The organism is Microcoleus sp. B7-D4, assembly GCF_036705125.1.
GTDB lineage: Bacteria > Cyanobacteriota > Cyanobacteriia > Cyanobacteriales > Microcoleaceae > Microcoleus.
In genome coordinates this window covers 6,925-32,380 of sequence record NZ_JAUBTT010000026.1, presented here as the reverse complement: position 1 = coordinate 32,380, position 25,456 = coordinate 6,925, and the positions used below count along the sequence as shown (strand labels likewise).

Sequence of the window (25,456 nt, the reverse complement as noted above, 5' to 3'; positions counted from 1 at the left end):
ATGGCATACATACCACTCAGAAAAGCAGTCCAATTCCTGGGTTTGCACGCCAACACCTTAAGGAAATATGCAGATGAAGGCAAGATCAAAAGCATCAAAAACGAAGCAGGACAAAGACTCTACGATGTTGAGTCTTACCAGCGCGGTGCAATTGGAACTGCCATTGTTTGTTACTGCCGAGTCAGTTCAACCAAGCAGCGAGACGACCTTGCTCGACAAGTTGAATTCATGCAGCAACAGTACCCAGACGCCGAAATCATCCAAGACATCGGCTCAGGAATCAATTTCAAAAGGAAAGGACTGCAAGCCCTACTGGTCAGATTTATGCGCGGCGAACAGCTCACGATTGTTGTTGCCTGTCGCGACAGATTGTGTCGATTTGGATTTGAATTGTTCGAGTTCATGGCACAGCAAAACGGTGGACAAATCGTGGTTCTTGACCGAACAGTTCACTGCCCAGAAACCGAACTCACCGCCGATCTTCTTGCCATCCTTCACGTCTTCAGTTGCCGAATGCACGGACTCAGAAGCTACAGCAAGAAAATCAAGGAAGATCCGTCTATTCCTAAATCCTGAACAAAAAGCACTGATAAAGCAGTGGTTTGGTGTAAGTCGTTTTGTCTACAACACGACTATCAAATACCTGCAAGAACCAGACAAAAAAGCTAGCTGGATGACAATCAAAACCGGAATACTCAACAGCTTACCAGAATGGGCAAAGCCTGTACCTTTCCAAATTAAATCGATTGCCATCAAAGATGCTTGCTCGGCAGTCAAGGCGGCTAAACAGGGTTTCAAAAAAGACGGTCAAATCCGTAAATGTAAATTTCGGAGCAGGAAAGACACCAAGCAATCTATCTATGTGCCGAAGTCGGCTATAAAAGATTGTGGTGTCTACCATTCGATTCTAGGCAAGTGTTTGTTAAAAGAAACTCTGCCTGAAACTTTCAGTGACGGCAGGTTAACGCTGGCTTATGGCGAGTATTACCTGATCGTTTCTGAAGAAGTGCAACAAGCCAAGACCGAAAACCAAGGTCGGCTTGTTGCCTTAGATCCCGGTGTCCGCACTTTCATGACATTTTTCTCTGAAAATTCTTACGGCTGGTTAGGAAAAGATTCTAATTTACACATCCAAAAACTATGTTTCCGGCTGGACAGATTAGTATCAAAAATTTCTAAAGCTCCCAGTCGCCAGAAAAGAAGATTCAAGAAAGTAGCCAGCAGGCTTCGTTGCAAAATCAAGAATTTGGTCAAAGAGCTGCATCATAAAACGGCTAAGTTTTTAGTCGATAATTTTGATGTAATTCTGCTGCCAACTTTTGAAAGTTCTCAAATGGTGTCTAAGTCACGTCGCAAGTTGAGGAACAAAACAGTGCGACAAATGTTGACTCTGAGCCATTACGAGTTCAAGACTTTCCTGAAGTGGAAAGCTTGGGAAAACTCCAAGCTTGTGATTGACGGCAACGAAGCTTACACTTCAAAAACTGTGTCATGGACGGGCGAAATTGTCAAAAATCTAGGTGGCGCTAGAACTATCAAGTCCGTAGCTACTGGATTGAAGATGGATCGGGATCTAAATGGTGCTCGCGGGATTTTCACGGGCGAGGCATTGGTTGACACGCCTTTGTTGAGAGACTCTCTTGACTTATACGTTTGTTAGCATTTGTTAGCGAAAAAGTGTCGGTGAAACCCCAACGGATTGCCCAACGCATCCACGCGATCGCATGAATCTTGTTACTCAATCGCCTTTTGCTGCCTCCAATTGCTTCATTCCTACGCTCCTCAAAAAGCTCAGCAGGAAGATGTTTCTTTCAAGTGGGAAAATGCCTGAATTGAAACTAAGTGTACCGCCGGGAAATAGTGCGTAAATGTGCTTTAATATGTGTCAAAATTCGCTCCTAAAAACGAAAATAAAAAATGTTAGAGTTCGATCGCCTGTTCCAAACAATCGAAGAATTAGTAATGCTGCACTCACCCAGCGGTGCGGAATCGGAAATTAACCAGCGGTTGATGGAAAAATTCGCCGCCCTGGGAGTGAATGCTTGGCTCGATCGCGCGGACAATGCGATCGCCCTAATTAAGGGCCGCAATCCCGAAAAGTCGATCGCTATTACCGCCCACAAAGACGAAATTGGCGCCCTAGTTAAAACAATAGGCGAGAGTGGCCGGGTGGAAGTCCGCAGATTGGGCGGCGCATTTCCTTGGGTTTACGGCGAAGGCGTGGTGGATTTGCTCGGAGACAAGCAAACAATTAGCGGCATTCTCAGCTTCGGTTCCCGCCATGTTTCTCACGAATCTCCTCAGAAAGCTCAGCAGGAAGATGTTTCTTTAAAGTGGGAAAATGCCTGGATTGAAACTAAGTGTACCGCCGAGGAATTAGCCGAGGCCGGAATTCGACCGGGCACGCGGATGGTGGTGGGAAAGCACCGCAAGCGCCCGCTGCGGTTGAAGGACTGGATCGCGAGCTACACTCTGGACAACAAGGCTTCAGTGGCGATTTTGCTGGCTCTGGCGGAATGTTTGAAAGAGCCTGCGGTGAATGTTTATTTGGTAGCGTCGGCGAAGGAGGAGGTTGGGGCGATCGGAGCTTTGTATTTCACGCAGCGCCAGCCGTTGGACGCGCTGATCGCTTTGGAAATTTGCCCTCTGGCACCGGAATACCCGATTCGTGACAGCGAAAACCCGGTTTTGCTGGTTCAGGACGGCTACGGAGTCTACGATGAAGGATTGAACGCCCAATTGCGCGCAGCCGCCGCCGCAGCCGATGTAGAGGTGCAGTTGGCGGTAATTAGCGGTTTTGGAAGCGATGCTTCGATCGCCATGAAGTTCGGCCACGTAGCCCGCGCCGCTTGTTTGGCTTTCCCCACCCAGAACACCCACGGCTTTGAAATTGCTCATCTCGGGGCGATCGGCAATTGCGCCGCCATCCTCAAAGCCTACTGTGACGAGCTTTGGGACGAGTAGAAAAAAAAGTTTCCCAAAGTAGTTGACAGATTGGGAAAGATTAGTTAAGGTAATAAAGGTGCGGAACACAAGCAAACGCAACGACGCGCCCCCATCGTCTAGAGGCCTAGGACACATCCCTTTCACGGATGCGACGGGGATTCGAATTCCCCTGGGGGTATTGAAAATTTAAGTCTGATATCCAAGTGATATCTAGTATGTGGGGTGGGCATTTTGCCCGCCCTTATTGCTATTCGGTTTAACATTAAGTTGATGCGTTCGATCGCACTTTCCTTAGTTTGCACCATTGCCATTGATATCGAAGTTTTCTATAATGGGAATTTCTGAAGGTGAGGAGGCGACTATTCGCAGGTTTATATCAACTATGATTTGATTTTTATCAACAACTACATTGGCTTTTTTTATTAAGAATTTTATTGGTAAACAATCACCTGATTCAGGTTCGGGAGACGGCTGAGTTTTATATCCTGCGTCCTCCAGCCATTCACAAATCTTCCTCCAGTTTTCTACCTTTTCATCAGCTTTACCTACAAGATTTTTTACATATTGGTATAAAGTATTACAGAAGTCTACGGCAATTCCCTTGGGGTTTTTACTGAGTCTTTCGGCAATTTCGGCGGGACTGTAGCCGCAGAGTAAACCCCGTAGATGTTGTTTCTCTGTGGGCGTGAGCCGCTTTCCCTTGGCGGATGCTAGGTCTGTATAAAGAGTTTCTAAGTCCCAGTCGCGGGCAGCTTCGGAGAAGCGATCGTTAGAGGATGCCATTGCAGGGGATAGGTTTCTGGATTTTTTATAATCAAAGTCTAACACGATTCCTAATGCTTATTAGTTTCTTTGTTAAGGGTAGTTAGATTAGTATCAAAGAAAGCAGGATAGTGATTAATTTTACACCTGGAGTGGGGGGAAGGCTCACTGCTTGGGCGGTAGAGTTGTCTGCTGGACAGAGTTATCAACACAAACTCCTCATAATTAGGTATTTACCCGTAAATGTTTAACCACGAATACAAAAAAGAGGCACAAGAGAAACTGCGCCGTGCAGTAGAAAACTACCAAAGAGATTGTGAGTATTTACAAAATGCCGCTGGAAGTCTTTATCAAACGCGAGTTAATCGTGGGGTTGAGATTATCCAACTATGCGAAAATTACATTAACACGCTGGCCAATTCGCCAAAAGAATTTAGCAAAGTTGTTACAAAACTGAAGTTTCAGCTCAAGGAAATTACTGGCGAAGATTGGGATCTAATTTATTCGGCTCATAACAGCAATGTAGCCGCAGCAGCAGGTGGTGCCGGAGTCATGGCTGGAGCAGGAGTTGCCTGTTTTGGGCCAGCAGCAGCAATGGCAATTGCCACAACTTTTGGAACAGCCTCAACAGGTACTGCAATTGCTTCTCTTTCCGGTGCAGCCGCCGTTAATGCTGCTTTAGCCTGGTTAGGAGGTGGCGCTCTTACTGTGGGTGGTGGCGGTATGGTGGCTGGAAATGCACTGCTGGCACTAGCAGGGCCGATTGGCTGGGGGATTGGTGGTGTAGCTTTGGCTGGTAGTGCTTTTTGGACAAATAGCGAGAATGAGAAAATTGCGAGAGAAGCTACTAACCGCGCTATTGAAATTGAAGGTGACACAGCTAAAGTCAACATAACCAAGAAAGAAGTCAATCTTCTGGAGGGGGAAACTGTCAAACTAGCTAACCTTATTCAAAGTGAACTGCAATACTTCAAGCAGAATGCACCTTTGAATTACCTGAATTTTAGCCCAGCTCTCAAACAAAGGCTGGGGACCTTAATCAATTCCATTACTTCCCTGAGCGAGTCTATTAAAAAGACCGTAGACCTGAAAATGTAATTATAATTTGGAGTGCAGCATTATGCTCTAGCAATTAGGGAGTAATGCTGCAATTTTTTTAAACATGGAAAACAGAGAAGATAGACATCTGACAACTCAATTCGTTGCTGCAATAGTAGCAGAGGAAAATCTGCGCCATGCAGAACAGCTTGCAACGGAACTCAGTAAACAAGACCGAGCGTTTTTTGCAGCGGTCGGGGAGATTGATAAAGTTCGTGATTTTGTAGGTAGCCCCGAAAAAATTCTGGGAAACACAAGCACAAAACACGGTGAAATAGCTGAGCAAGTGGAAGTTGGTATTCGCAATGCAAAATCTCTTTTGAACTCCTCTGAAACTCGCGCTACTTTTGAGGGAGTGGGTAGAACAGCACCGGAAGATTATTTAATTGATGGTATTAAAGTACAGTCTAAATTTGTGAATGGGGTTGGCAATAATTTAGACCACGTTCTCGACCACATGAAGAAATACGAAAACTTTGGCAGAGATGGGTCATATTACCATATCCCTAAAAACCAATATGAAATTATTGATAAAATATTGAAAGGGCAACAAGTCGAGGGAATAACAAGTCGTACTGCTCAAAAAATACAAGAAAAAGCTCAAGAAATAGAGCAGATGTCGGGTCGTCCTTTCAGTCAGACTGTTCAAGCTGGATCGTCTAACTATGAAGATGTGCAAATAGGCAAAGTTGACGATACCCTAGACCGCAAAGAGCATGAATTAAAGCAAGAACACAAACAAATTAAGGATGGGATACGCTACGAGGCTCAACCTACTCTGGCTGATTTTGGTAACGTTGCTGTTAAAGGCGCGGTTATTGGTGGTAGTATTCGATTTGCTACTAAGCTTTACGCTAAGTATAAGCAAGGTAAAAACGTTTTTAAGGGTGAGTTAACCCCCGAAGACTGGCAAGAAATTGGAATTGATACCGCAAAAGGAGCTGCACTTAGTGGTATATCGGCAACAGTTATTTATGGGTTAACCAATTTTACCCAAATGTCTGCACCTTTAGCTGGTGCTTTTGTTAGTGCAGGCTTGGAAGTTGCTAGTTTAGTGGGTAGTTTGAACCGAGGGGAAATTACGGCCGATCAATTCGTTGAATTAAGTTTATTTGCTTGTGCTGATTCAGCCATTGTTGCTGCTGGAGCTACAATCGGACAAGCTTTGATTCCGATTCCTGTTGTTGGCGCTGTCATTGGTGCGATCGCGGGTCGAATCGTGACTGGTTTTTGCAAGCAGTTATTGGGACAATATACTCATCTTGCTCGACAAGTGGAACAATATTATCAACAGTCCCTCGCTAAAATTGATCGCGCTTATAAGGCAGCCGTTGCTAATCTTGTTGCTACCTATGAACGACTAGGTAATTTAGCAGAAGCAGCTTTTGATCCTAACTTAAACCTTGAATTGAGATTGCAAGCTAGTATCGAATTAGCTGAAGCTTATGGCGTTCCTGATTCCAAGATTATTCACAATGTAGATGAGCTTGACTATTTTATGCTGAGTTGAGCGAATAAAATATTAAGAAATCATCGGGAATTTTTAACGCAGATTTATTATAAGGTGCGCCCCAGCGCACCCTAAAGAATTAGATCGCAGCTATCAATTCTGCAACTTCAGCAACGGTTCAATCTGCTGCCGTTGAAACTGCAATTCATCCGCCAAAGGCTGGTAAATTTCCCGATCGCCCGATTCATTGCAATAATCCCACAAACCATTGTAACAGTGCCTGTCGTCGTCCCAACCTGGATGGTTAACAATCGGATACAAGCAGATTCCCTCTATCGGAACTCCTGCTTTCATCGCCGCCGCTACCTCAGTGCACACATAATTAAACCAGACAGGTCTAAAATCGTCTTCAGTACCCGTTTCAGCGATGAATAAGGGGCGGCCGTAGCGCTCAAACACTTCTTGCAGCATTTCACCAAACGGGCGGTACAGCGGATCGGTGTATTTCATGGGCTCTTCATTGTGAATCCACTGATTGCGATCGTAATAATTCACGCCAATAATATCGAGATATTTTTCCTTACCGCCGATTTCCGGGCGAAAGCGTCCCGCCAACATATCCCAAGCTTGATATTGAGATAAGCGATAACCTTCCGCCGCGTCCCGATCCTCCGGTTTGTCAGGATGGGCAATAATGTTAATTGTGGGGTCGATTTGAACGATCCGGGTGCGGGGATTGACTTCCCAAACTGATTCTATCGCTGCGATCGAAGCTTTGATTAACTGGATTTTTAGCTCGTCTCCCCGCCCTTTTGCAAACGGATTGATGTAGGCGACATCGCCGCCTGCCCAAGCAATAAATGAAATTTCATTGACAGGTGTTACAAAAGGTGTTTGGTCGGTTTCCTCCGTCAGCACTTCCATAAAAGCGCGCACCATGCTTGCAAACCTGGACACAAATTCGGGACTGAAAATATCAATATCGTCGGGCCAGCCATAGTGAAACAAATCCCAAATTACCTGCATTTTCATGTCGCGGGCGGCGCGGATGATTGGCAGGGAACTGGAAAAATCGTATTTTCCGGGTGTCTGTTCGATTAAGTGCCAGCGGAGGCCTTCGCGGACTGTGTAAATGCCTTGCTGCTGCAAGCGTTGGTAGTCGGCTGCTGCAAATTTATCGTGACCGGTGGCGGCTGTTACGTCGAGACGCTTTCCCGAACGCAATTTGTGGGTAGAGCACTCAAAACCGCCCATGAAAAAACTTTGAAACATCGATCGAATGGGTAATGGGTAATGGGGCATTGGGCATGGGGCATCGGGCATGGGGCATTGGGCATTGGGCATGGGGCATTGGGCATTGGGCATGGGGCATTGGGCATTGGAAGAGGTTCATAAATGATTGAGACTTGTTATATCCAATAACTTGGAACTGCGGGCAATTATTACCAATCACCCATCACCAATTACCAATTACCAATTACCCATCACCAATCACCAATCACCAATCACCAATTCCCAATTCCCTATGCCCCATGCCCCATGCCCTGTTTGGCCAATTAGCCCTGAGTAATAGCTTGCGGCTGTGAACTTTCTTCGGGAATATCCCAGCCGAGAGTTGCCGCCGAGATGACCTCTAGGGGAAACTTGGGAGTGCGATCGGCATACAGCAAACCGTTAGCTTCTTGGTAAGTATCGGTTAACTGCGTGTAACAAAATCCGCTGAACATTTCCACTCGGTTTACCACCTTCAACAGCGCGCTGTAGCGCCTTTGGAGTTCCAGCGTGTCCGACGCGCGCACGTAGCCCCAAACCCTGTAAAAATCGGGGTTTTCGCGACCGGCGCAGGCAATGCCGCCAAATTCTGTCAGCATCACCGGCTGTCCTTGGTGCGGGTGGCCGTCGAGGGTGAGAACTCGCCCGCCGGGACGCCCGCGATTAAACAAATCGGCTAGCTGGACTTCGGGCCCGTAGCGCTTGGCTAGGGTTTGCGGGTTGTTATCGTAGTCGTGAATCGCCAGGATGTCGGTATCGATACTTTCCCAGCCGTCGTTACCGATGACGGGGCGAGTCGAATCGAGGGTTTTTGTCAAGAAATACAGCGCTTGCACGTAGTTGCGGTGGGCTGCGGCTTCGACTAAATTCGGAACTCCCCAGGATTCGTTGAACGGCACCCAGACTACGATACAGGGGTGGCTGCCGTCGCGCTCGATGACTTCCGTCCACTCCCGCGTCAGCCGTTGTACGGCTTTGGGGGTGAAGCGGTAGGCGCTGGGCATTTCTTCCCAAACTAGGAGCCCCAGCACGTCAGCCCAGTACAAAAATCGGGGGTCTTCGATTTTTTGGTGCTTGCGGACGCCGTTGAAACCCATTGCTTTGACTAATTCGACATCGTGCCGCAAAGCTTCGTCGGAGGGGGCAGTCATCATGGTGTCGGGCCAGTAACCTTGGTCGAGCACCAGTCGCAAATAGTAGGGGCGGCCGTTTAGCATGAAGCGATCGCGCTGGATGCTGACCGTCCGCATGGCGGTATAAGATTTAACCTCGTCGAGGAGTTTGCCGTCGGCCCACAACTGCACTTGAGCGTTAATTAGCGTCGGTTTTTCGGGACTCCACAGCAATTCGTTGCGGTAGTCGTCGATACCAGGGTCGGAGAGGGCGATGCGGCGGTGGATTTCGCCGTTGATTACTTCGTAGGTGTCGTTGACCAGCAGCATACAGCCGATCGACAGTTTAACTTTAACCTGGATTCCCGACTGGCGATCGCCAGCGACAAACGCTTCAAAACCGATTTCCCAGCGTTCAAACTGGGGAGTCCAGCGGATGCGCTCGATATAAGTGTGAGGCACCAATTCTACCCAGACTGTCTGCCAAATGCCGGTCGTGCGCGGATACCAAATACTGTGGGGCTCTATTTGCCAGTCTTGCTTGCCGCGCGGTTGCTCCAAATCTTGCGGGTCGTCGTGGGCCCAGACTGTCACGCGCTGCGGCCCGTTGAGGTTCACAACTGCTGTAATGTCTACGCTGAAAGGAGTGTGTCCGCCTTCGTGTTCGATGACATATTGACCGTTCACCCAGACGCGGGCGCGGTAGTCTACGGCCCCAAAGTGGAGGAGAACTCTGCCTTCTGTGTGGGGTACGTCAAATTCGCGTTCATACCAGCAGTTGGCATGAAAATTCGTGTCGCCGATCCCGCTTTTTGCCGATTCTGGAGCAAACGGCACTTCTATAGTGTGAGTCCACTCAGAAATATCGATCGGCTGCACGCAGTGGCCTGCGTCATCGTAAGCAAATCTCCACTGACCGTTGAGACAAATCCAGTTGCTCCGGCGCAATTGGGGGCGCGGATAACCTGTTTTCCGTCCTTGAACTGTCACCTTACTATCAAGAGTTGCAGACTCTTCTATCTCGCAATTTTCAAGTGCTCTACCTAACCAACTCATCGGCACATCTACCCAAAGTTATATTTATAGGTTAGCGACAATTACCCTGACTTTGACAAGTTTTTTGCTGATTAATTTGCAGAAGTTCTGCACCTTAAAACAGGCTCATCTGAAGGCTCTCTTGTGCTGAACTCATTAATCAGAAGAAAGAAGAAAAAACCCTGAAGATTTTTCCTATCCCCCCTCTCGCCCTCTCCCCCTCTCCCCCTCTCCCTCTAGCTAGCAAGACTTGGCAAACCTCCTAACGGTTCAGTTAGCTCACTTTTGAGAGAAAATTCTTCCGCAAACGGCAAACAATGAAATATTTGCTGTAGTCCCGTGAGTTCAAATAGAATTCTAACTTGTTCGCTCATGGCAGAGATCAAAAGTATACATTGGCTGTCTCTAACTAATTTCACGATCGCTACTACAGCCATTAACTCGGAATTTTTCAGGAAATTTATTTTTGAGAAATCCAGCATAAGAATTTTGCCGCCGCTTTCAATGAGGCGCTGTATTTCTTTCTGAAACTGAGCAAATTGAGAAATTTCCAAAACCTCATGAGACAAAACAATTTTCACTAGAACGTTCATGTTTACCTCAATGCTTGTTTGAATTATTAAATAACTTTTGATGAAAACCGAGTAAGGTGCTCTGTGGGCACCTTACCTTTTTACCCGTCAGTCGCAGATTCCAGCTACTTGCTAGCAGATTTGCCGTTGCTGTTGCTGTTGCCGTGGTTGACAGCAGCGACTTCTAGAGAAGTTGTGGCTGGGCGATGGGCAACTCCATTGGATGTGCTGACATTAGAGGCAGAACCGTTAACATTTTCTACCAATTCAATCACCGGCTTGGTAGTAATTTGTTTGTAAGTTGTCAGAGCTTGAGCGACCACTTGATCCATGTTGTAATACCTGTACGTCGCCAGCCTTCCCACGAAAGAAACTCCCGGAGTTGCATCAGCCAAAGCTTTATATTTCTTGTAAAGTTCGGCATTTTCTGGACGCGGTACCGGGTAGTAAGGGTCTCCCTCAGCTTGGGGATATTCGTAGACAATGCTAGTTTTTAGATGCTCTTGTCCCGTGAGGTATTTAAACTCGGTACAGCGAGTATATAAATGCTCGTTGGGGTAATTTACCACCGGTGCTTCTTGGTGTACGGCTACGTTCAGTGTTTCGTGCTTGAATTCCAAGGAACGGTAAGGAAGTTTGCCGTAGCAATAATTGAAATAGGAATCGACAGGCCCGGTGTAAATCATTTCTCCGTAAGGGATAAAACCCTCAATCTCCCGGTAGTCGGTATTCAGCATCACCTTGATGTTTGGGTGAGAAAGCATCTTTTCAAACATCCGAGTGTAGCCGTGCAGGGGCATTGCTTGATAGGTATCGGTGAAATAGCGATCGTCCCGGTTAATGCGAGTGGGTACGCGCGCAATCACTGAGTTGTCGAGTTCCGACGGGTCCATTCCCCACTGTTTGCGGGTGTAGTTGCGGAAGAATTTCTCGTAAAGTTCGCGACCGACTTTGCTGACAACTACATCTTCGGAAGTGCGAATGTAATCCTTTGGTTCTGCTACTTTCGCGAAGAAATCTTCTACTTCAAATGAGGTGAGATTCAGTCCGTAAAGTTTATTTACGGTGTTGAGATTGATCGGAATGGGCAGCAGTTGACCGTCAACACTGGCGAGGACGCGGTGTTCGTAGGGCCGCCACTCGGTGAAGCGCGAAAGATACTCGAAAACAGGGCGTGAATTGGTGTGAAAAATGTGGGGGCCGTATTTGTGTACGAGGATGCCGTGGTTGTCGTAGTGATCGTATGCGTTGCCGCCGATGTGGTTGCGGGTATCAATTATCAGGACAGTTTTTCCGGCTTCATTTGCTAGTCTTTCGGCAATGACGCTACCTGCAAATCCTGCTCCGACGATTAAATAGTCAAACATTGAAACACCTCTGATTGTGGGTAAGGGTAAGGGTAAGGAATAATTGGTAATTGGACATACAGCGAGGATTGTTGAGTGTTAAGTTTTGAATCCGTAAAGTGTAACTCTTTAACTTCAACCTCAACATTCCTAACTTAAAACTTTCATCCTGCCTTCGGCTTTCTGCCTTTTATCGTCGATCGAAACTGCGATCAACGCCAGCATTTCGCCCCAGGTATTGTCCCAAGAATTGTCTGCTAAAAAGGCGTCTACTTCGCTGAGCCACTTGGTGCGAACGTCCGAACTTTCGCTGAGGATTTCTTGGGCACAAGCAACGAATTCTTCAGAATTGCTAGCAATCCGAACCAAGCCGTTTTCTCCGTAGGGCCGCACCACGTCGCGGATAGGAGTAGAAATGACAGGTTTGCCGGCAGCGAGGTATTCTGGAGTTTTCGTGGGACTAATAAACTTAGTCGATTCGTTAATCGCAAAAGGCAGCATTGCGATATCCCAGCCCCCAAGATACCCGGGCAGTTCTTGATAAGATTTGCCGCCGAGATAGTGGATATTTGGGTGAGTTGGCAGAGTTGCCCGATCGATTTTCGCCACAGGGCCAATGATGACTAAATGCCAGTCCGGCCTTGCTTCGGCAATGCCCCGCAGCAGTTCGATATCCATGCGTTCGTCTATAACGCCATAAAATCCCAAACGCGGGGGAGGAATGTCTTTTTGATCCGCCGGTTCTTGTGAAAGATTCCTGGCTGTCGCAAAGTGTTCTTTTTCGATGCTGCTGGGGAAGGCGTGAATGTTTGGGTGCTGGTGCTGTTTGGCTTCGTAAAGGTTGTGGCCCCCGGTAAATACTACGCTGGCGCGCTTTAATAATTGGTTTTCATTGGCTTTTAAATCCGGGTGCGCGCCTTGGAATGCTGACAGTTCATCCATGCAGTCGTAGACTACAGCTAGCGGCTTTAAGTGGTTTGTGAAACTGACAGCCATTGGTGTGTAATACCAGAGGATGTACTGGCTAATTTCTGCAGAGCGAAACAAATCATCTAGCATGGCTTGCTGAGCAGTTTGTGATGTTGCTTCGCTGATTCCTTCGCTCAGGTGCGGTACTATTACCCAAACTCCGCTTTCGTGGATGCTGACATCGAGCCACCAATCTGTAGCCTCGCTCAAAATTGGTTCTTCTACGAAGAAGACGCGACGCTTTTTGGCACAGCGGCTCAAGAGATGTTGCGGACGCTGATAGACAAAATTCCACCGCAAATGAGACAGGCAAACTAAATCTGGTGCATCTAAAGCCTCAGTTTTTGATAAGTTGGCGCGCAATGCGGGCGAGGGAGCGAATTGAGAGGGCGATTTGGCAGGATCTATAGAGGTAAATCGGATCTCCCATGCTCGCTCTTTATTGCTATAATTATTGTTTACTGAGTGTTCTGGGGGCGACATATTAGCCTCTGGAATTTGTCCCTGAAAATTTGTCACTGTAAATTTGTCAATAGGATATATTTCTCAGCAGTGTCTTACTGAAAGTTGCAAGCATCAATCTGAGAACTTTTATTGACGAGCAAGCGCCGCATTCAGTGAGCCAAACAAAGAAACTGTTTAGCTGCGGAAAAAACAGGCTTATCTGCTTTTTTCAGAAGTGAAAGTTTGAGATAAGTTAATATGGTTTGACTTGCTATTGTTGTTAAATCTAACCCAGTTTTCCTGCCTTTACTTCTATCTGAAGGATGACTTCTATCTTAGGAGGCGCTTAGCTTGTATGCGCGGTTCAAAAGCGGTTAAAGTGCCGATCGACCTTGTAAAATGACTCTTAACTGGCAGGTACGGGGTAAAAAAAGAGCGAGTTTTATTGCTTTATTTGAAGATGAGAGAAAATTTGCCATCAAGTTTATGTTGCTTTTTGATTTGACAAACCTTGCTTTTTTTTAACTCGTCCGATCGCTAATTTGGTAAATTTGTATCCTAATATACCAAGTTGCGAGCGAGATTTCTGACTTCCGATAGATTAACAATTGACAGTTTATGCACTGAGGTTAAACTCACCGAAGAGAACCTGTCTCAACAATACCATAGAAACCAGGCAACCGCAACGATAAACCTAAGATTTTGCGCGAGTATGTGGCAAGAAACCAAGGTGATGACATTTGCGCTGCGGGCGTCAGTTTAACCTCGCGCCCACAGCACAAATGTCAATCATCCCTCTAAGGGCGCGTTCGCCGATATCTGCAATCAAACGCCAAATATCCACGTAAACCCGCGACTAGAAAATAGCAGCAACTTTACAGTCGGCGGCTGTCAATTTTGGCGATTCCTCCTCCAAAGGCAAAATCTTGCACCATCGAACTCTTTAAGAAATCGTGGGGAAAGCCCAATTCAATTGCACTTACTTTGTCTAACTGCTGCATTTGTTCCGGGCTTAATTTAAACTCCAAACAAGCGAGATTTTCCTGAAGTTGCGAGAGTTTGCGCGAGCCCACAATCGGAATAACTTCGACTGGCTGTTGGATCAGCCAATTTAGGGCTACTTGAGAAGCAGGTTTGCCAATTTCGGCTGCTATTTTGCTAACTTCGTCAGCAATTTTGAGGTCTCGTTCGTTAATTTTTCCAGATTCAGGTGAATTAAGCCGTTTAGCTTCGCTGGCGGTTTCTGAAGTGTTGTATTTTCCTGTCAGCAAGCCGGCTGCTAAGGGGCTCCAAGCTGTGACGCCAATATCCAAGGCTTTTGCCATAGGGATCAAGTCCCGTTCAGGAGTTCGCTCTTTTAAAGAATACTCGATTTGCAAGCCGATAAATGGTGTCCAACCGCGCAGGTTGGCGATCGTATTTGCTTGAGAAATAATCCAAGCCGGCGTATCGGAAATGCCGATATAAAGAACTTTGCCGGCCCGCACCAAATCGTCAAAAGCGCGCATCACTTCTTCGACGGGTGTTGTAAAATCCCAAGCGTGCAGCCACAGCAAATCTATGTATTCAACTTGCAGCCGCTTCAAACTGGCATCTACTGCTTGTACCATATTTTTGCGGTGGTTGCCGAAACCATTGATTTCGCCATTCTTCATGTTGAGGCTATACTTAGTGGCAACTACCCATTTTTCGCGATCGGCTGCGATGAACTCGCCGACATATTTTTCGCTAGTACCGTTGGTGTAGAGATTCGCGGTATCAATAAAATTGCCGCCCGCTTCTGCAAAGGCGTCGAACATTTTACGGCTTTCGTCGTAGGAGCTCCCCCAACCCCACTCTTCCCCAAAAGTCATGGTTCCGAGGCAGATTTCGGAAACGCGAAGTCCGCTGTGACCTAGTAGTTTGTATCTCATGTCACCCTTCCGCTAATTAATGGTTGTTAACAGTTTAAATCTAGATTTCCCAAACTGTTGCCATCAGTCGGGGTGGCGGGTTTTTGCGGTGCGTTAGCGCTGTGCTGGATTTTGAATATTTTGGCAAGTCAATCAAAATGTCTTAGCTTCCGGGGCTCCGGGCCATCGCCCCTGCGTTTACTTTCAACACCGCGCAGGGGCGATCGTCTTACCAATGTATTTAGGATTACATGGCTTTATTAAAATACAGTAAAGTCAAAAAACTTTTATCTACCTTTAGATAGGTATTTTATGAAATTACTTAAATTAAAAAAATTGCTATCTTCTTAAAGATCACAAAACCAGAGAGAACTAGAGAAAAAATTCATGTAGCTAAATTAACTTTTTAGCGTTATAGTGATTTACAGATTACAAAAACTAGGTGACTCACTTGGCTGACATCGTTGATACCGCCGTTTCGGCAGGCTCTTTTACTACCCTAGTTGCTGCAGTCCAAGCCGCTGGTTTAGTAGATACTCTCAAAGGCGCTGGCCCCTTCACAGTTTTCGCGCCTACTGACGAAGCTTTTGCTAAGCTTCCCGAAGGTACTGTAGAAGCACTGCTTAATGACATTCCTAAGCTGACAAAAATCCTGACTTATCATGTCGTTTCCGGCAAAGTTATGGCTGCTGATGTAGTCAACCTGACATCGGCCAAGACAGTTGAAGGTTCAGAACTGAAAATTGATGCTTCCAATGGCGTCAAAATCAATGATTCTACCGTTACAACAGCCGATGTTGCTGCTGATAATGGCGTTATCCACATTATTGATTCAGTCTTGCTTCCTGCGTAAGCACAGACTGAGATAGCGCAATACTATCTTGAGGGCGGTGGCTATAGTTAGCCGCCGCCTTGTTTTCGTTGAGGTTTAAATATTTTAGGCCTCAATAATTAAAACTATAGAGTAGGGGGAATTGCCCGATCGCACTCAGCTTGAGTCTGCCCCAAATTTGTCGCTGCTGAATTTACCGGGAAAACTGGTTGCAGGCAAACAGCGACAGCTACTCGGAAAAAAAATTATCAAAAAAATAAAAAAGTGCGATCGACCGCGTTAGCAATTGCCGATAATTAGCGGCCCACTTATTTTGCACTTTCGGGCTGATTGCCGGTTGATGCGTAGATACCATGCCACCAAACCCAACATTTCTCCGAGAAACTGGGTTTACCAGGCCTCGTCCTAATTAAGATACAATAAGAACCACAAAGAAAGTGCGATCGACATTATTTGATAGTCAAGCTATGCAATCTACAACTGAGTCCGAGACAGAACTGGCGATGGAAGCTCCCAAACACGGCTTGCCCGTTACAATCATTACAGGATTTCTTGGCATTGGTTAATCGAGTTTACATAGTTTTAGAACGCCAAGCAAATCTCGACTATCTAGTAGTCGAAATAACTAGATTTTCCACAGCCGAGGGCATTACAGACGATTTCACTCACCCCGACTTTGCACTGCCCGTAGAAAGTAAGTAGAAAGTAAATTTATGGCTGTAGAAATAGCCAAATAAAAACTCTTTATTTTAGCTTGCGAATGGGAACATTTGACTCAGTTGATGCAGACAGTTATCGCACAACCTGCACTTACAGCCCAAGCTAGACTTGCCAACCCCCCTTTGGTAGCTAAAAACTTTCCTGGGAAATACGCTTGCAGACCAGTTGCTAGATGTCATATTACCCGAAAACACGAGCTATAAAATTGACCTATCAACTTTTAACTCAATAATTTTGTAACCCAATAATATCATGTCCGAGCGATTGACCATAATATCCCGGCCGGGCGGGTTTTTGAGATTGTCAATTATTGGCAGATATTGTTGGTGAACCCGCCCCTACCTGATGAAGGGTAATCGACCGGACATGATATAACTCTTTCTATTAATGGTAACGGGTAACGGGTAATCGGGCATTGGTAAGGGGTAATAGATGAGGGGCGAGCGGTAGTAACAAACAAAAAACAACAACTAACAACTAACAACTAAATGCGTATAATTGTTGAAGGCTGGCGCTTTTTGCCGCACTCCTACGCGATCGCCAATCAATTTCAGCTACTAGAAATGCTGAAATATCCCAATTTAGAACTTTTCCACAAAGATATCCCCTATCTAGACGAAAATTGGCAGCCAGCAACCGGTTTGTTAGATGCAACTGCTGAAGCAGCAATAAAAAATATTCCCCACCCTTCGGCATCTCTACAAGCAGACGCTACCTTACGGATCTCAGTACCTTACAATTTTGCACCCTCAAATACCAAACGGACGTGCTTGTTTGCCACAACAGAATGGGGAATTCTGCATAACGAAAACTTTAGAATAACGGGCGCAGCTTCCCTCCGCGAAGGGCACAGCAACTCCGATATAATTATTATTACGCCTTCCCAGTGGTCGAAAACCGGATTTATCCGCAGCGGTGCGAATCCCGATCGCACAATTGTCATCCCCTGCGGCATCGATCCGAATATTTACAAACCTTTAACAAAATCGGAACGCGAAGCTTTGCGGAAACAGCTAGGATGGGACGGATTTGTATTTTTGAATATTGGTGCAGGATCTCCAAATAAAGGCATCGATTTATTGTTAAAAGCTTTCGCCGTTGTAGTTGAAAGTTATCCCGAAGCCAGATTAGTATTGAAAGGAGAAGAATCAATATATGACTCGGATTCTCTGATCGCTCAAAACATAGACGAACTGACATTTGACGAAGCAGAAAAAGTTTTGCCGCGCATGGCTTACATAGGAGAAACACTGCCTTTTGCAAAAATGGCTCAACTTTATCAAGCAGCGGATGCCTACGTATCTCTTTATTTAGCAGAAGGATTCAATTTGCCCGCACTAGAAGCAATCGCTTGTGGCTTGCCGCTCATTTGCACTAAAGGCGGCCCGACGGATGATTTTACAACTCCAGACTTTGCTTGGCACGTCGAAAGTACGTTTCAGGAAGGTACTTCTAACGATCGGCCGATATTTCGCCTGATGCCAGATTTAGAACATTCGATCGCCTTAATGAAAAATATTATAGAACAGCCGGAGTTGTGCGATCGCTCTCGCGAAGCAGGCCCCAAATTTGTAGCGGCTGGGTTTACCTGGAAACACGTTGCCGACCAACTCCTAGAGGTACTTTTGCCAACAATTCGATCGCCAAATTGAACAGGGTGCGATCGAATTGTTGGCAACTTCCGATAATTAGCGCTGGTAACGCGCTGTTCGGAATTCATATAAGATACAATAAGAACCACAAGTTTAAGCTTCAGACCTTATTTGACATTCAAGCTATGCAATCTACAACTCAGTCCGAGACAGAACTGGCGATGGACGCTCCCAAACACGGATTGCCCGTTACAATCATTACAGGATTTCTCGGCAGCGGCAAAACAACCCTGCTCAACCACATCCTGACCAATCAGCAGGGTTTGAAAACAGCAGTTTTGGTAAATGAATTTGGCGAAATCGGCATCGACAACGAACTGATTGTCACCACCGACGACAACATGGTTGAGCTGAACAACGGCTGCATCTGCTGCACAATTAATGAAGATTTAGTTAATGCAGTTTACAAAGTTCTGGAACGTCAAGAAAATCTCGATTATCTGGTAGTCGAAACAACCGGACTCGCCGACCCGCTGCCAGTAGCAATGACTTTTTTAGGCACAGAACTGCGCGACCTGACTCGTCTCGATTCGATAGTTACAGTAGTAGACGCAGCCAACTACAGCTTAGATTTGTTCAACTCTCAAGCAGCTTACAGTCAAATAGCTTACGGCGATATAATTATCCTCAACAAAACTGATTTGGTTGAGGAAGCAGATTTAGATTTGTTGGAAGTTAAGATTCGCGATGTCAAAGAAGGTGCTCGAATTCTGCGAACAGTAAAATCGCAAGTTCCCCTGCCGCTAGTCCTCAGCGTCGGATTGTTTGAATCGGACAAATATTTCCAATCTGAAGAAACTGCTAGCAGTCACGACCATCACGACCACGAACATCACGAACATCACGACCATCACGACCACGAACATCACGAACATCACGACCATCACGACCATCACGACCATCACGACCACAGCCATCACGACCACAGCCATCACGACCACTCCGACCATTTAGAAAATGACGGATTTACCTCAATTTCTTTCCTGAGTGACAAGCCGTTTTCTCTGAGAAAATTTCAATATTTCTTAGACAAACAACTGCCAACAAATGTGTTTCGCGCGAAAGGGATTATGTGGTTTGAAGAAAGTCCCAAACGGCATATTTTTCACTTGAGCGGCAAGCGATTTACGATGGACGATGACCAGTGGAAAGGTGAGCGGAAGAACCAGCTTGTTCTCATTGGTCAGGGTTTGGATACCGAGACTTTGCGATCGCAACTCGAAAACTGTCTTTGTATGCCTTCCACCAGTCGCGGCAAAGGTTTTGGGAAAAACTAAAGGTTGAAAATTAAACAGAACAGACGTGTGCTGGCTAGAAACCCGGTTTTTTTCGTCGAGACTTCGCGGTTAAAACTTATATCTTGCACCACTCTCAATTAGCCTTTTAGGAACAGGCAAGATGCCTGTTCCACAAAGAGTATATTTTCTTGTGGAACAGGCATCTTGCCTGTTCTTGAGAATGGTGCAAGATATAAGTTTTAACCAAAATTTATCCGAGAAACCGGTTTTTTTTTCATAATTCCTATTCAAAAGGTAAGTTTACCTTTTGATTTTTAGTTTTAAATTTAAGCATTTCTAATTTCCCATGCGAGTCATCATCCAGCGAGTAAAATCATCTCAAGTCGAAATAGAAGGTCAAATTGTCGGCAAAATTGGCGGCGGGCTTAACTTGCTTGTAGGTATTGCAGACACCGACACCGAAGCAGAACTCGATTGGATGGCTCGCAAATGCCTGGAATTGCGTTTGTTTCCCGACTCGGCCACGGATACCGGCCGCTGGAACAAGTCCGTACAAGACATCGGCGGCGAGTTGCTGGTTGTGAGTCAGTTTACGCTCTATGGGGACTGCCGCAAAGGTCGGCGACCTTCCTTTGACCGAGCAGCGGCTCCTGAACGAGCGGAATTTTTTTATGATAAATTTGTCGAAAAGTTGCGCCAGAGCGGCTTAAAAGTCGAAACAGGCTTGTTTGGAGCGATGATGCAAGTCTCTATAGATAATGACGGGCCGGTGACTTTGGTATTAGAGAGAGAATCAGGGTGAATTGTTGGCAAACAAAGCTCTCTGTGCTTCTTTCTGATTCCTTCTTCGTTCTTGGATAAGAGCAAATTTTCAGATTAACCGGGTTTCCTAACTGCTGTTGCGTAGGTTCTGAAGACATTGCAGTTAGCTACACTCTGCCAAGTCTCGATTCCACAATCTCTAACGGCCAAAACCGCCTCAAATAGCCAGTTATTAGATTGTCCACTCAGCGGGCTGGCAGCACCCTCCATTTTCCTCGCGATCGCCCCACGCACATAACAGCTCAGAGTGCTTGTAGAGTAAGGCTTTAACCGCAATAAAACCAATCTTCCACAGCCAGCGCTTAGAATCAGATTCAGCAGCCAAAAACTGTTGCATGAGAGAGTGGAACACTGGCATAACTACGGTTATCTCTACTTCCGTAACATTCAATGTATAGAGAGTTGAATCAGCCGTGCCAAGCGAAACCGCCAGCAACTGCCGCCTCACTCTCTGACAAATGTCCTCGCACACCCGCTGTGCCCTACCACCCGATAAATGCCATGACTGTCAAAACTGCCACCACCGTCAACTGCAACACCGCTTCTGGCTTCAACTGCATTCCTGCCGCCTCCACCGAACAAACCGCCGAAATCAATCCAGTTTCCAGCATCAATGTCCTGGCGTTGGCTGAGTTCGCCCTCAAAGAATTGCAAGCAGAAATGAAAACTGCCAGCCGCAGCGCTCAAGCAGTGGCGATGCGGATTGCTAAGGAAGTCGAACGGATTTGCCAAAAGAGCGATCGCATCCAAATTTCCGGCGAAGTTGAAGCTTGGCAAATCACCTTGGCTGAGCACCGGTTGCAAAAAACCCTGCAATACTACCGCCTCGGTTCCAAACAAGGCCGCGTCGAACTGCATTCTCACCTCGCGGCTATGATTTACCGCCATGTTGCTTCTTTCCGATCGAACTTGAACTTCCAAGCTCGCTACAACATGATTGAAGACTTTTTGCAAGGCTTTTACATCGAATCTCTGCGAGCTTTCCGCCGCGAACACCAACTCGATGTCACCTACCAGCCCCGCACGCAGCTAGAATTGGCTGAGTACATGGCTTTTACCGAACACTACGCCAAGCGCCAAATCGGCTTACCGGGCCGCAACCGCCAGCGCCTGATCGTGTTGCGCGCTCAAGGATTTGCCAAGGGCCAGCCTCCCGAAACTGCGATCGACATTGAAATGGCTGTAGAGTCGGGCAAGGGAGAAGATGCGGAAATGTACAGCCGCTCTCCGGCGCTGCAACAAGTGCGCGAGCAAATGGTATCGGAAACTGTCGATCCCGCTGATGCTGTGCTGCGCGATCGAGTAGTCTCGGAATTAATCGCCTATCTGGAATCGCAAAATCAGCCAGAATGCGTGAATTACTTAACTTTAAAATTGCAAGACCTTTCGGCTTCGGAAATTGACCGCGCGCTCGGTTTGTCTTCCCGCCAGCGCGACTACTTGCAACAACGTTTCAAGTACCACGTCGAAAAATTTGCCCGCACTCAAAATTGGAAACTCGTCCACGAATGGCTGGGTGCTGATGTGGATCAAAAGCTGGGAATGACTTCGGACAAATGGCAAGCATTTCGCGCTCAACTTGCGCCCGAAATGCAGCAACTGTTAGAAATGAAGCGGAATCAAGAAAGCGACAAGGCGATCGCCACCGCGCTCAAATGCACTCCCAAACAAGTCCAAAAACGCTGGGCGCAACTGTTGGAGCTGGCTAGCCAGACTCGCAACAGCAGCCAAGCTTAATTGGTACTCAAATATGAATGCAACTGTTTTCTTGAGACTGGAAAATGCGATCGGGTGCGGCATCTACACTGGACTGCCCGCCCCGGCGTCCGCTCTCAACTCAACAATGGCTGCTACTAACTAAATTATCGCCGCTTTTTGGCAAATTCAATTTATTAAAACAACATTACTTTTTTTAATATCTTTCGTTCCCTGGTTAGGCCGGGGAATTTGTTTTTATTAGTCATTAGTCATTAGTCATCAGTCATTAGTCATTAGTCATTAGTCATTAGTTATTAGTCATTAGTCATTAGTCATGAGTCATGAGTCATTAGTCATTAGTCATTAGTCATGATTTATGGGAAATTGCTTGCTTAAGAGGCGGCATTGCATATATTCATAATGATATTTAAACATAGGGAGTAGCATAATCAAGGCAAACTTTTTCAAATGTGTTGCCCCAAAATATTTCACATAAAAGTCTACTTTAAAAGTAATAAATTATGTGTATAAGTTTTTTTGTTCGTTAATATAAAGTATCAAAGTCTAATTTATAAGTGTATTTTTTTATAAAAATAGTTAGAAACCGATTGTGAAAATTGAGGGCGTGGAAGGTGGATAAAAATGAAAAAGTCATCTATCCAAAGACTGAAAATAATTAAAAGAAATATACTTATCCTACTATTTTGTTTCACTTAATCCTTCATAAGAAGGAAGCATCAATTTTGAGATATATCTAAAATGGGGGCATAACTTGATTTAGATAAAAAGGGAAGGACTCCTATGTTACTTTACAAAATTGAAGATTTTAATCCCAACTACCGCGAAGCTGCTTTTAATGGCGAAGATATCAAAGGTCTGGATATCTATGCTGGAAATACAGATGAGAAGATTGGCTCCATCGATACCGCGCTAGTTGATGAGACAGGGCGTTTCCGATATTTTGTGGTTGACACGGGTTTCTGGATATTTGGCAAGAAAGTATTAGTTCCAGTTGCTCTTTGTCGAGTGGAGGTTGAGGCAGAACGCATCTACGCGACGGGTTTGAAGAGTAAAGACCAAGCAGAAAGACTACCCCGGTATGAGGATGGGATGGTGGTTGATTACGATTATGAAGAACAAGTTCGGGGTGTTTATCGTACTCTAACTGTAGAAGCGTCTGCACCTGTAGAAGCATCATTGCCTTTAGAAACCTCATTGCCTGTACAAGCATCTGCACCAGTTTCTATGCCGCGTTCTGTCTCTAACCAAGCTAGCGCTGCTGGTTATGACCGCAACACCTACACTTACGAACAAGAGCCTCAATTGTATCAGATGAACGAGCGCGAGCATCACAAATTCCGACTCTACGAAGAACGACTGGTTGCAGAAAAAAGCCGTCACAAAACTGGCGAGGTAGCAATTGGCAAGCGAGTAGAAACCGAAACGGCACGAGTTTCAATTCCCACAGAAAAAGAGCGAGTGGTAATTGAGAGTATAACTCCAGAAAAGGCAGGTGCGCCAGTAAATCGGGATACTCCCTTCAAGCAGGAAGAGGTGATGCGTATGGAAGTTTACGAAGAAACTGCTGATATCAAAAAAGAAGCTTTCGTGCGCGAAGAAGTTAACATCAGGAAAGAAGTTGAAACGGAGATTGTTGAGGCAAGGGAAACACTGCGTCGTGAAGAGTTGGACGTGAAGACGGAAGGGCGTTAGAGGGCCAATGAATTGAACAAGGGTTTGTAGTTGCGCTGTCTTCGACCACATCAGCGTTGCAGCGCAAATACGAACCTAAAGGATCACTAAGACTGCCCAAAAACAGGAGATTTATCATGTCTAATTCCTGGCGTTGGGCGTTAAGGAAGTGCAGCATTTTTAGCTTTGTCGTTTAGCATCTATGCGACCAGTTTTTTAGTAAAGCCTGAGCCAGTTGCAGCTCAACAAGCTCAGTAGGCATTTCCTGATGTTCCGCCTAATTACTGGGCGCGTCCATTTATTCAATCTTTAGCTGAAAAAGGCATTGTTACAGGAGAAGTTGATAACAGCTTTAGACCTAAACAGGCTATGGATCGCGACCAATTTGGGGCAATATCCGCCCAGCCTTTGAGCGAGCCAAGATTAGGAACATATCCAATGTAAGTGGCTTTAACGATGTGCCTCAAGGCTATTGGGCAGAACCTCCCATTCAAGAAGCCTACTATAAAGATGCCGATAAAATTCCTAAAGATGCGGTTGATGAAGTGGCCGCAGCGACAAAAGCAAATATCCCGGTCAACTATCCAGATCCCAGAGTTATTAATCCAACCGAGTTGCTCAGTCGGGGGAGTGCTACGGCGCTAATTCATAATTTATCAAGCTTTGGTTTATCAAGGTCTGCTCGAACCGCTGTCTAATAATCAGGAAGCTACGAAGTATCTTCCTGCTAGTGCTGCTAAAAGGAACAATTGATTGTGGAAGCAGTCTCAATCCTAAAGGCGATCGCATTTACATACTGATTTTCCACCATCAACTTTTTGTCAGCGCTGGCACTACTTTGTCGCCAAAGACCTCAATAAACTGCTCTTGTTCTCGGTTAACGTTGTGCAAAATTAGTTCATCAAACCCCAATTCAATATCTTTTTGCAACCACTCAATATGCTGCTCTTGGTCTGCCGAGATGCGGACGTGTTGATATAACTCCTCTGGTTGCACAAACTCCCCGGCGGCATCAAATTGATCGGGTGTTATCAGTTCGGTCAGCATTTTACTTTTGAAGATGTTACTACGCCATTGATCATGAGCGCCTTGTAGTGCTTTCTCTGCATTACTGTCATAGGAAAGCTGCACTTTCAAAATCATTGGTTTCCCTTCTCCGCCACCGCGACGAAACGCATCGACGACTTTTTTTAACTTTTCAGGTGGACGAGAAGTAGTAATTAATCCATCTGCCCAACTGCCCAACCATTCTGCGGTTTCTGGGGTAACTGCGGCGCCGATAATTAATGGGAGAATTTCCGGGCGGGTATAGAGTTTTGCATCTTCTACGCACACTAAACCGCGATGGGTGACGGTTTCTCCTGCCCAAAGGGCGCGGATAATATCGACACATTCTTTGAGGCGCGTGTTGCGATCGCTCTTCGTAGGCCACTTATCCCCAGTAATATGTTCGTTCAACGCTTGACCGCTGCCAACCGTGAGCCAAAAACGATTTGGAAACATTTCTGCCAACGTTGCCGCAGCTTGGGCAATAATAGCCGGATGATACCGCTGTCCGGGAGCGCAAACAACCCGATAGGAAAGCCTCGGCGTTGCTTGCATTGCTGCACCCAACCAAGACCAAGCAAAACCACTTTGTCCTTGCGCTTCACTCCAAGGATGAAAGTGATCGGAAGAAAGGGCATGGGTAAAGCCAGCTTGTTCTGCCATTTGGACATATTTCAGCAGTTCACTGGGCTTAAACTGTTCGTGGGAAGCATGATAACCAATTTGTGCCATAAGTTTTTAGGAGTTTTGAGTAGGGGCGGTGCCAAGAGTGCCCGCCCTGAGTTTTGAGTAGGGGCGGTGCCAAGAGTGCCCGCCCTGAGTTTTGAGTAGGGGCGGTGCCAAGAGTGCCCGCCCTG

The 25,456-nt window shown here is 46.2% G+C and carries 23 protein-coding genes, 1 tRNA gene and 1 pseudogene; 16 read left to right on the top strand and 9 right to left on the bottom strand.

The window, feature by feature from the left end:
* The 4 genes from QUB12_RS12790 to QUB12_RS12775 all read left to right on the top strand — a co-directional run bounded on the left by QUB12_RS12790 (position 1) and on the right by QUB12_RS12775 (position 3,124).
* Positions 1–576 carry an IS607 family transposase gene (locus tag QUB12_RS12790; RefSeq protein WP_333147156.1) on the top strand — a complete coding sequence of 192 codons (576 nt, stop codon included), beginning with the start codon at positions 1–3 and terminating at the stop codon, positions 574–576.
* The gene (locus tag QUB12_RS12785; RefSeq protein WP_333307046.1) at positions 485–1,660 is read left to right on the top strand and encodes a transposase; all 1,176 of its coding nucleotides are present in this window, start codon (positions 485–487) and stop codon (positions 1,658–1,660) included. The genes QUB12_RS12790 and QUB12_RS12785 overlap by 92 nt, the downstream gene beginning before the upstream one ends.
* Before the next feature lie 257 nt (positions 1,661–1,917).
* Positions 1,918–2,964: a M42 family peptidase gene (locus QUB12_RS12780; protein ID WP_333307044.1), complete on the top strand. Its 1,047-nt coding sequence runs from the start codon at positions 1,918–1,920 to the stop codon at positions 2,962–2,964.
* 87 nt (positions 2,965–3,051) lie between these two features.
* Positions 3,052–3,124, top strand: a tRNA-Glu gene (locus tag QUB12_RS12775).
* A gap of 113 nt (positions 3,125–3,237) precedes the next feature.
* On the opposite strand, the gene QUB12_RS12770 is transcribed toward QUB12_RS12775, so the two are convergent.
* Entirely contained in the window at positions 3,238–3,729 is a 492-nt protein-coding gene (locus QUB12_RS12770) for a helix-turn-helix domain-containing protein (RefSeq protein WP_333307042.1), read from the bottom strand.
* A gap of 222 nt (positions 3,730–3,951) precedes the next feature.
* Between QUB12_RS12770 and QUB12_RS12765 the strand changes: the two genes are divergently transcribed.
* Positions 3,952–4,806, top strand: a complete 855-nt coding sequence (locus QUB12_RS12765) for a hypothetical protein (protein ID WP_333307040.1) — start codon at positions 3,952–3,954, stop codon at positions 4,804–4,806.
* Between the two features lie 64 nt (positions 4,807–4,870).
* Positions 4,871–6,316, top strand: coding sequence for a hypothetical protein (locus QUB12_RS12760; protein WP_333307038.1), 1,446 nt, complete (start codon positions 4,871–4,873; stop codon positions 6,314–6,316).
* A gap of 93 nt (positions 6,317–6,409) precedes the next feature.
* Here QUB12_RS12760 and QUB12_RS12755 read toward each other — a convergent pair whose 3' ends face one another.
* The 6 genes from QUB12_RS12755 to QUB12_RS12730 all read right to left on the bottom strand — a co-directional run bounded on the left by QUB12_RS12755 (position 6,410) and on the right by QUB12_RS12730 (position 14,919).
* Positions 6,410–7,621, bottom strand: a complete 1,212-nt coding sequence (locus QUB12_RS12755; RefSeq protein ID WP_333307036.1) for a beta-glucosidase — start codon at positions 7,619–7,621, stop codon at positions 6,410–6,412.
* A 191-nt stretch (positions 7,622–7,812) separates the two neighbouring features.
* On the bottom strand, positions 7,813–9,696 hold the full coding sequence (locus tag QUB12_RS12750; RefSeq protein ID WP_333307035.1) for a glycoside hydrolase family 2 TIM barrel-domain containing protein: 1,884 nt from the start codon (positions 9,694–9,696) through the stop codon (positions 7,813–7,815).
* 215 nt (positions 9,697–9,911) lie between these two features.
* On the bottom strand, positions 9,912–10,268 hold the full coding sequence (locus tag QUB12_RS12745) for an STAS domain-containing protein (RefSeq protein WP_333307033.1): 357 nt from the start codon (positions 10,266–10,268) through the stop codon (positions 9,912–9,914).
* A 104-nt stretch (positions 10,269–10,372) separates the two neighbouring features.
* A complete protein-coding gene (gene glf, locus QUB12_RS12740; protein WP_333144386.1) occupies positions 10,373–11,614 on the bottom strand; it encodes a UDP-galactopyranose mutase in 1,242 nt (413 codons plus the stop codon).
* 129 nt (positions 11,615–11,743) lie between these two features.
* On the bottom strand, positions 11,744–13,081 hold the full coding sequence (locus tag QUB12_RS12735; protein WP_333307031.1) for a glycosyltransferase family 1 protein: 1,338 nt from the start codon (positions 13,079–13,081) through the stop codon (positions 11,744–11,746).
* An 800-nt stretch (positions 13,082–13,881) separates the two neighbouring features.
* The gene (locus QUB12_RS12730; RefSeq protein ID WP_333307029.1) at positions 13,882–14,919 is read right to left on the bottom strand and encodes an aldo/keto reductase; all 1,038 of its coding nucleotides are present in this window, start codon (positions 14,917–14,919) and stop codon (positions 13,882–13,884) included.
* A 430-nt stretch (positions 14,920–15,349) separates the two neighbouring features.
* On the opposite strand from QUB12_RS12730, the gene QUB12_RS12725 reads away from it, so the two are divergent.
* The 6 genes from QUB12_RS12725 to dtd all read left to right on the top strand — a co-directional run bounded on the left by QUB12_RS12725 (position 15,350) and on the right by dtd (position 20,142).
* Positions 15,350–15,751, top strand: a complete 402-nt coding sequence (locus QUB12_RS12725; protein ID WP_333144383.1) for a fasciclin domain-containing protein — start codon at positions 15,350–15,352, stop codon at positions 15,749–15,751.
* 121 nt (positions 15,752–15,872) lie between these two features.
* On the top strand, positions 15,873–16,013 hold the full coding sequence (locus tag QUB12_RS12720; RefSeq protein ID WP_333307027.1) for a hypothetical protein: 141 nt from the start codon (positions 15,873–15,875) through the stop codon (positions 16,011–16,013).
* A gap of 269 nt (positions 16,014–16,282) precedes the next feature.
* Complete coding sequence (locus tag QUB12_RS12715; RefSeq protein WP_333300265.1) at positions 16,283–16,432, top strand: hypothetical protein; 150 nt, start codon at positions 16,283–16,285, stop codon at positions 16,430–16,432.
* Positions 16,433–16,938: 506 nt separating this feature from the next.
* The gene (locus QUB12_RS12710; protein ID WP_333144381.1) at positions 16,939–18,102 is read left to right on the top strand and encodes a glycosyltransferase; all 1,164 of its coding nucleotides are present in this window, start codon (positions 16,939–16,941) and stop codon (positions 18,100–18,102) included.
* A gap of 125 nt (positions 18,103–18,227) precedes the next feature.
* Complete coding sequence (locus tag QUB12_RS12705; RefSeq protein WP_333144380.1) at positions 18,228–19,379, top strand: GTP-binding protein; 1,152 nt, start codon at positions 18,228–18,230, stop codon at positions 19,377–19,379.
* A gap of 307 nt (positions 19,380–19,686) precedes the next feature.
* The gene (gene dtd / locus QUB12_RS12700; protein ID WP_333144379.1) at positions 19,687–20,142 is read left to right on the top strand and encodes a D-aminoacyl-tRNA deacylase; all 456 of its coding nucleotides are present in this window, start codon (positions 19,687–19,689) and stop codon (positions 20,140–20,142) included.
* Between the two features lie 192 nt (positions 20,143–20,334).
* On the opposite strand, the gene QUB12_RS12695 is transcribed toward dtd, so the two are convergent.
* Entirely contained in the window at positions 20,335–20,634 is a 300-nt protein-coding gene (locus QUB12_RS12695) for a hypothetical protein (RefSeq protein WP_333144378.1), read from the bottom strand.
* 29 nt (positions 20,635–20,663) lie between these two features.
* On the opposite strand from QUB12_RS12695, the gene QUB12_RS12690 reads away from it, so the two are divergent.
* The 4 genes and pseudogenes from QUB12_RS12690 (at position 20,664) to QUB12_RS12680 (ending at position 24,250) form a co-directional block, all read left to right on the top strand.
* Positions 20,664–21,899 (top strand): HetZ-related protein, encoded by a 1,236-nt coding sequence (locus QUB12_RS12690; RefSeq protein ID WP_333307025.1) that lies wholly within the window; start codon positions 20,664–20,666, stop codon positions 21,897–21,899.
* 762 nt (positions 21,900–22,661) lie between these two features.
* On the top strand, positions 22,662–23,573 hold the full coding sequence (locus QUB12_RS12685; protein ID WP_333307023.1) for a DUF2382 domain-containing protein: 912 nt from the start codon (positions 22,662–22,664) through the stop codon (positions 23,571–23,573).
* Between the two features lie 252 nt (positions 23,574–23,825).
* Positions 23,826–23,996: pseudogene (locus tag QUB12_RS37580) on the top strand (S-layer homology domain-containing protein); the annotation flags it as partial.
* Positions 23,997–24,010: 14 nt separating this feature from the next.
* Positions 24,011–24,250: a hypothetical protein gene (locus QUB12_RS12680; protein ID WP_333307022.1), complete on the top strand. Its 240-nt coding sequence runs from the start codon at positions 24,011–24,013 to the stop codon at positions 24,248–24,250.
* Positions 24,251–24,362: 112 nt separating this feature from the next.
* On the opposite strand, the gene QUB12_RS12675 is transcribed toward QUB12_RS12680, so the two are convergent.
* Positions 24,363–25,331 (bottom strand): TIGR03885 family FMN-dependent LLM class oxidoreductase, encoded by a 969-nt coding sequence (locus tag QUB12_RS12675; protein WP_333307019.1) that lies wholly within the window; start codon positions 25,329–25,331, stop codon positions 24,363–24,365.
* Positions 25,332–25,456: the final 125 nt, after the last annotated feature.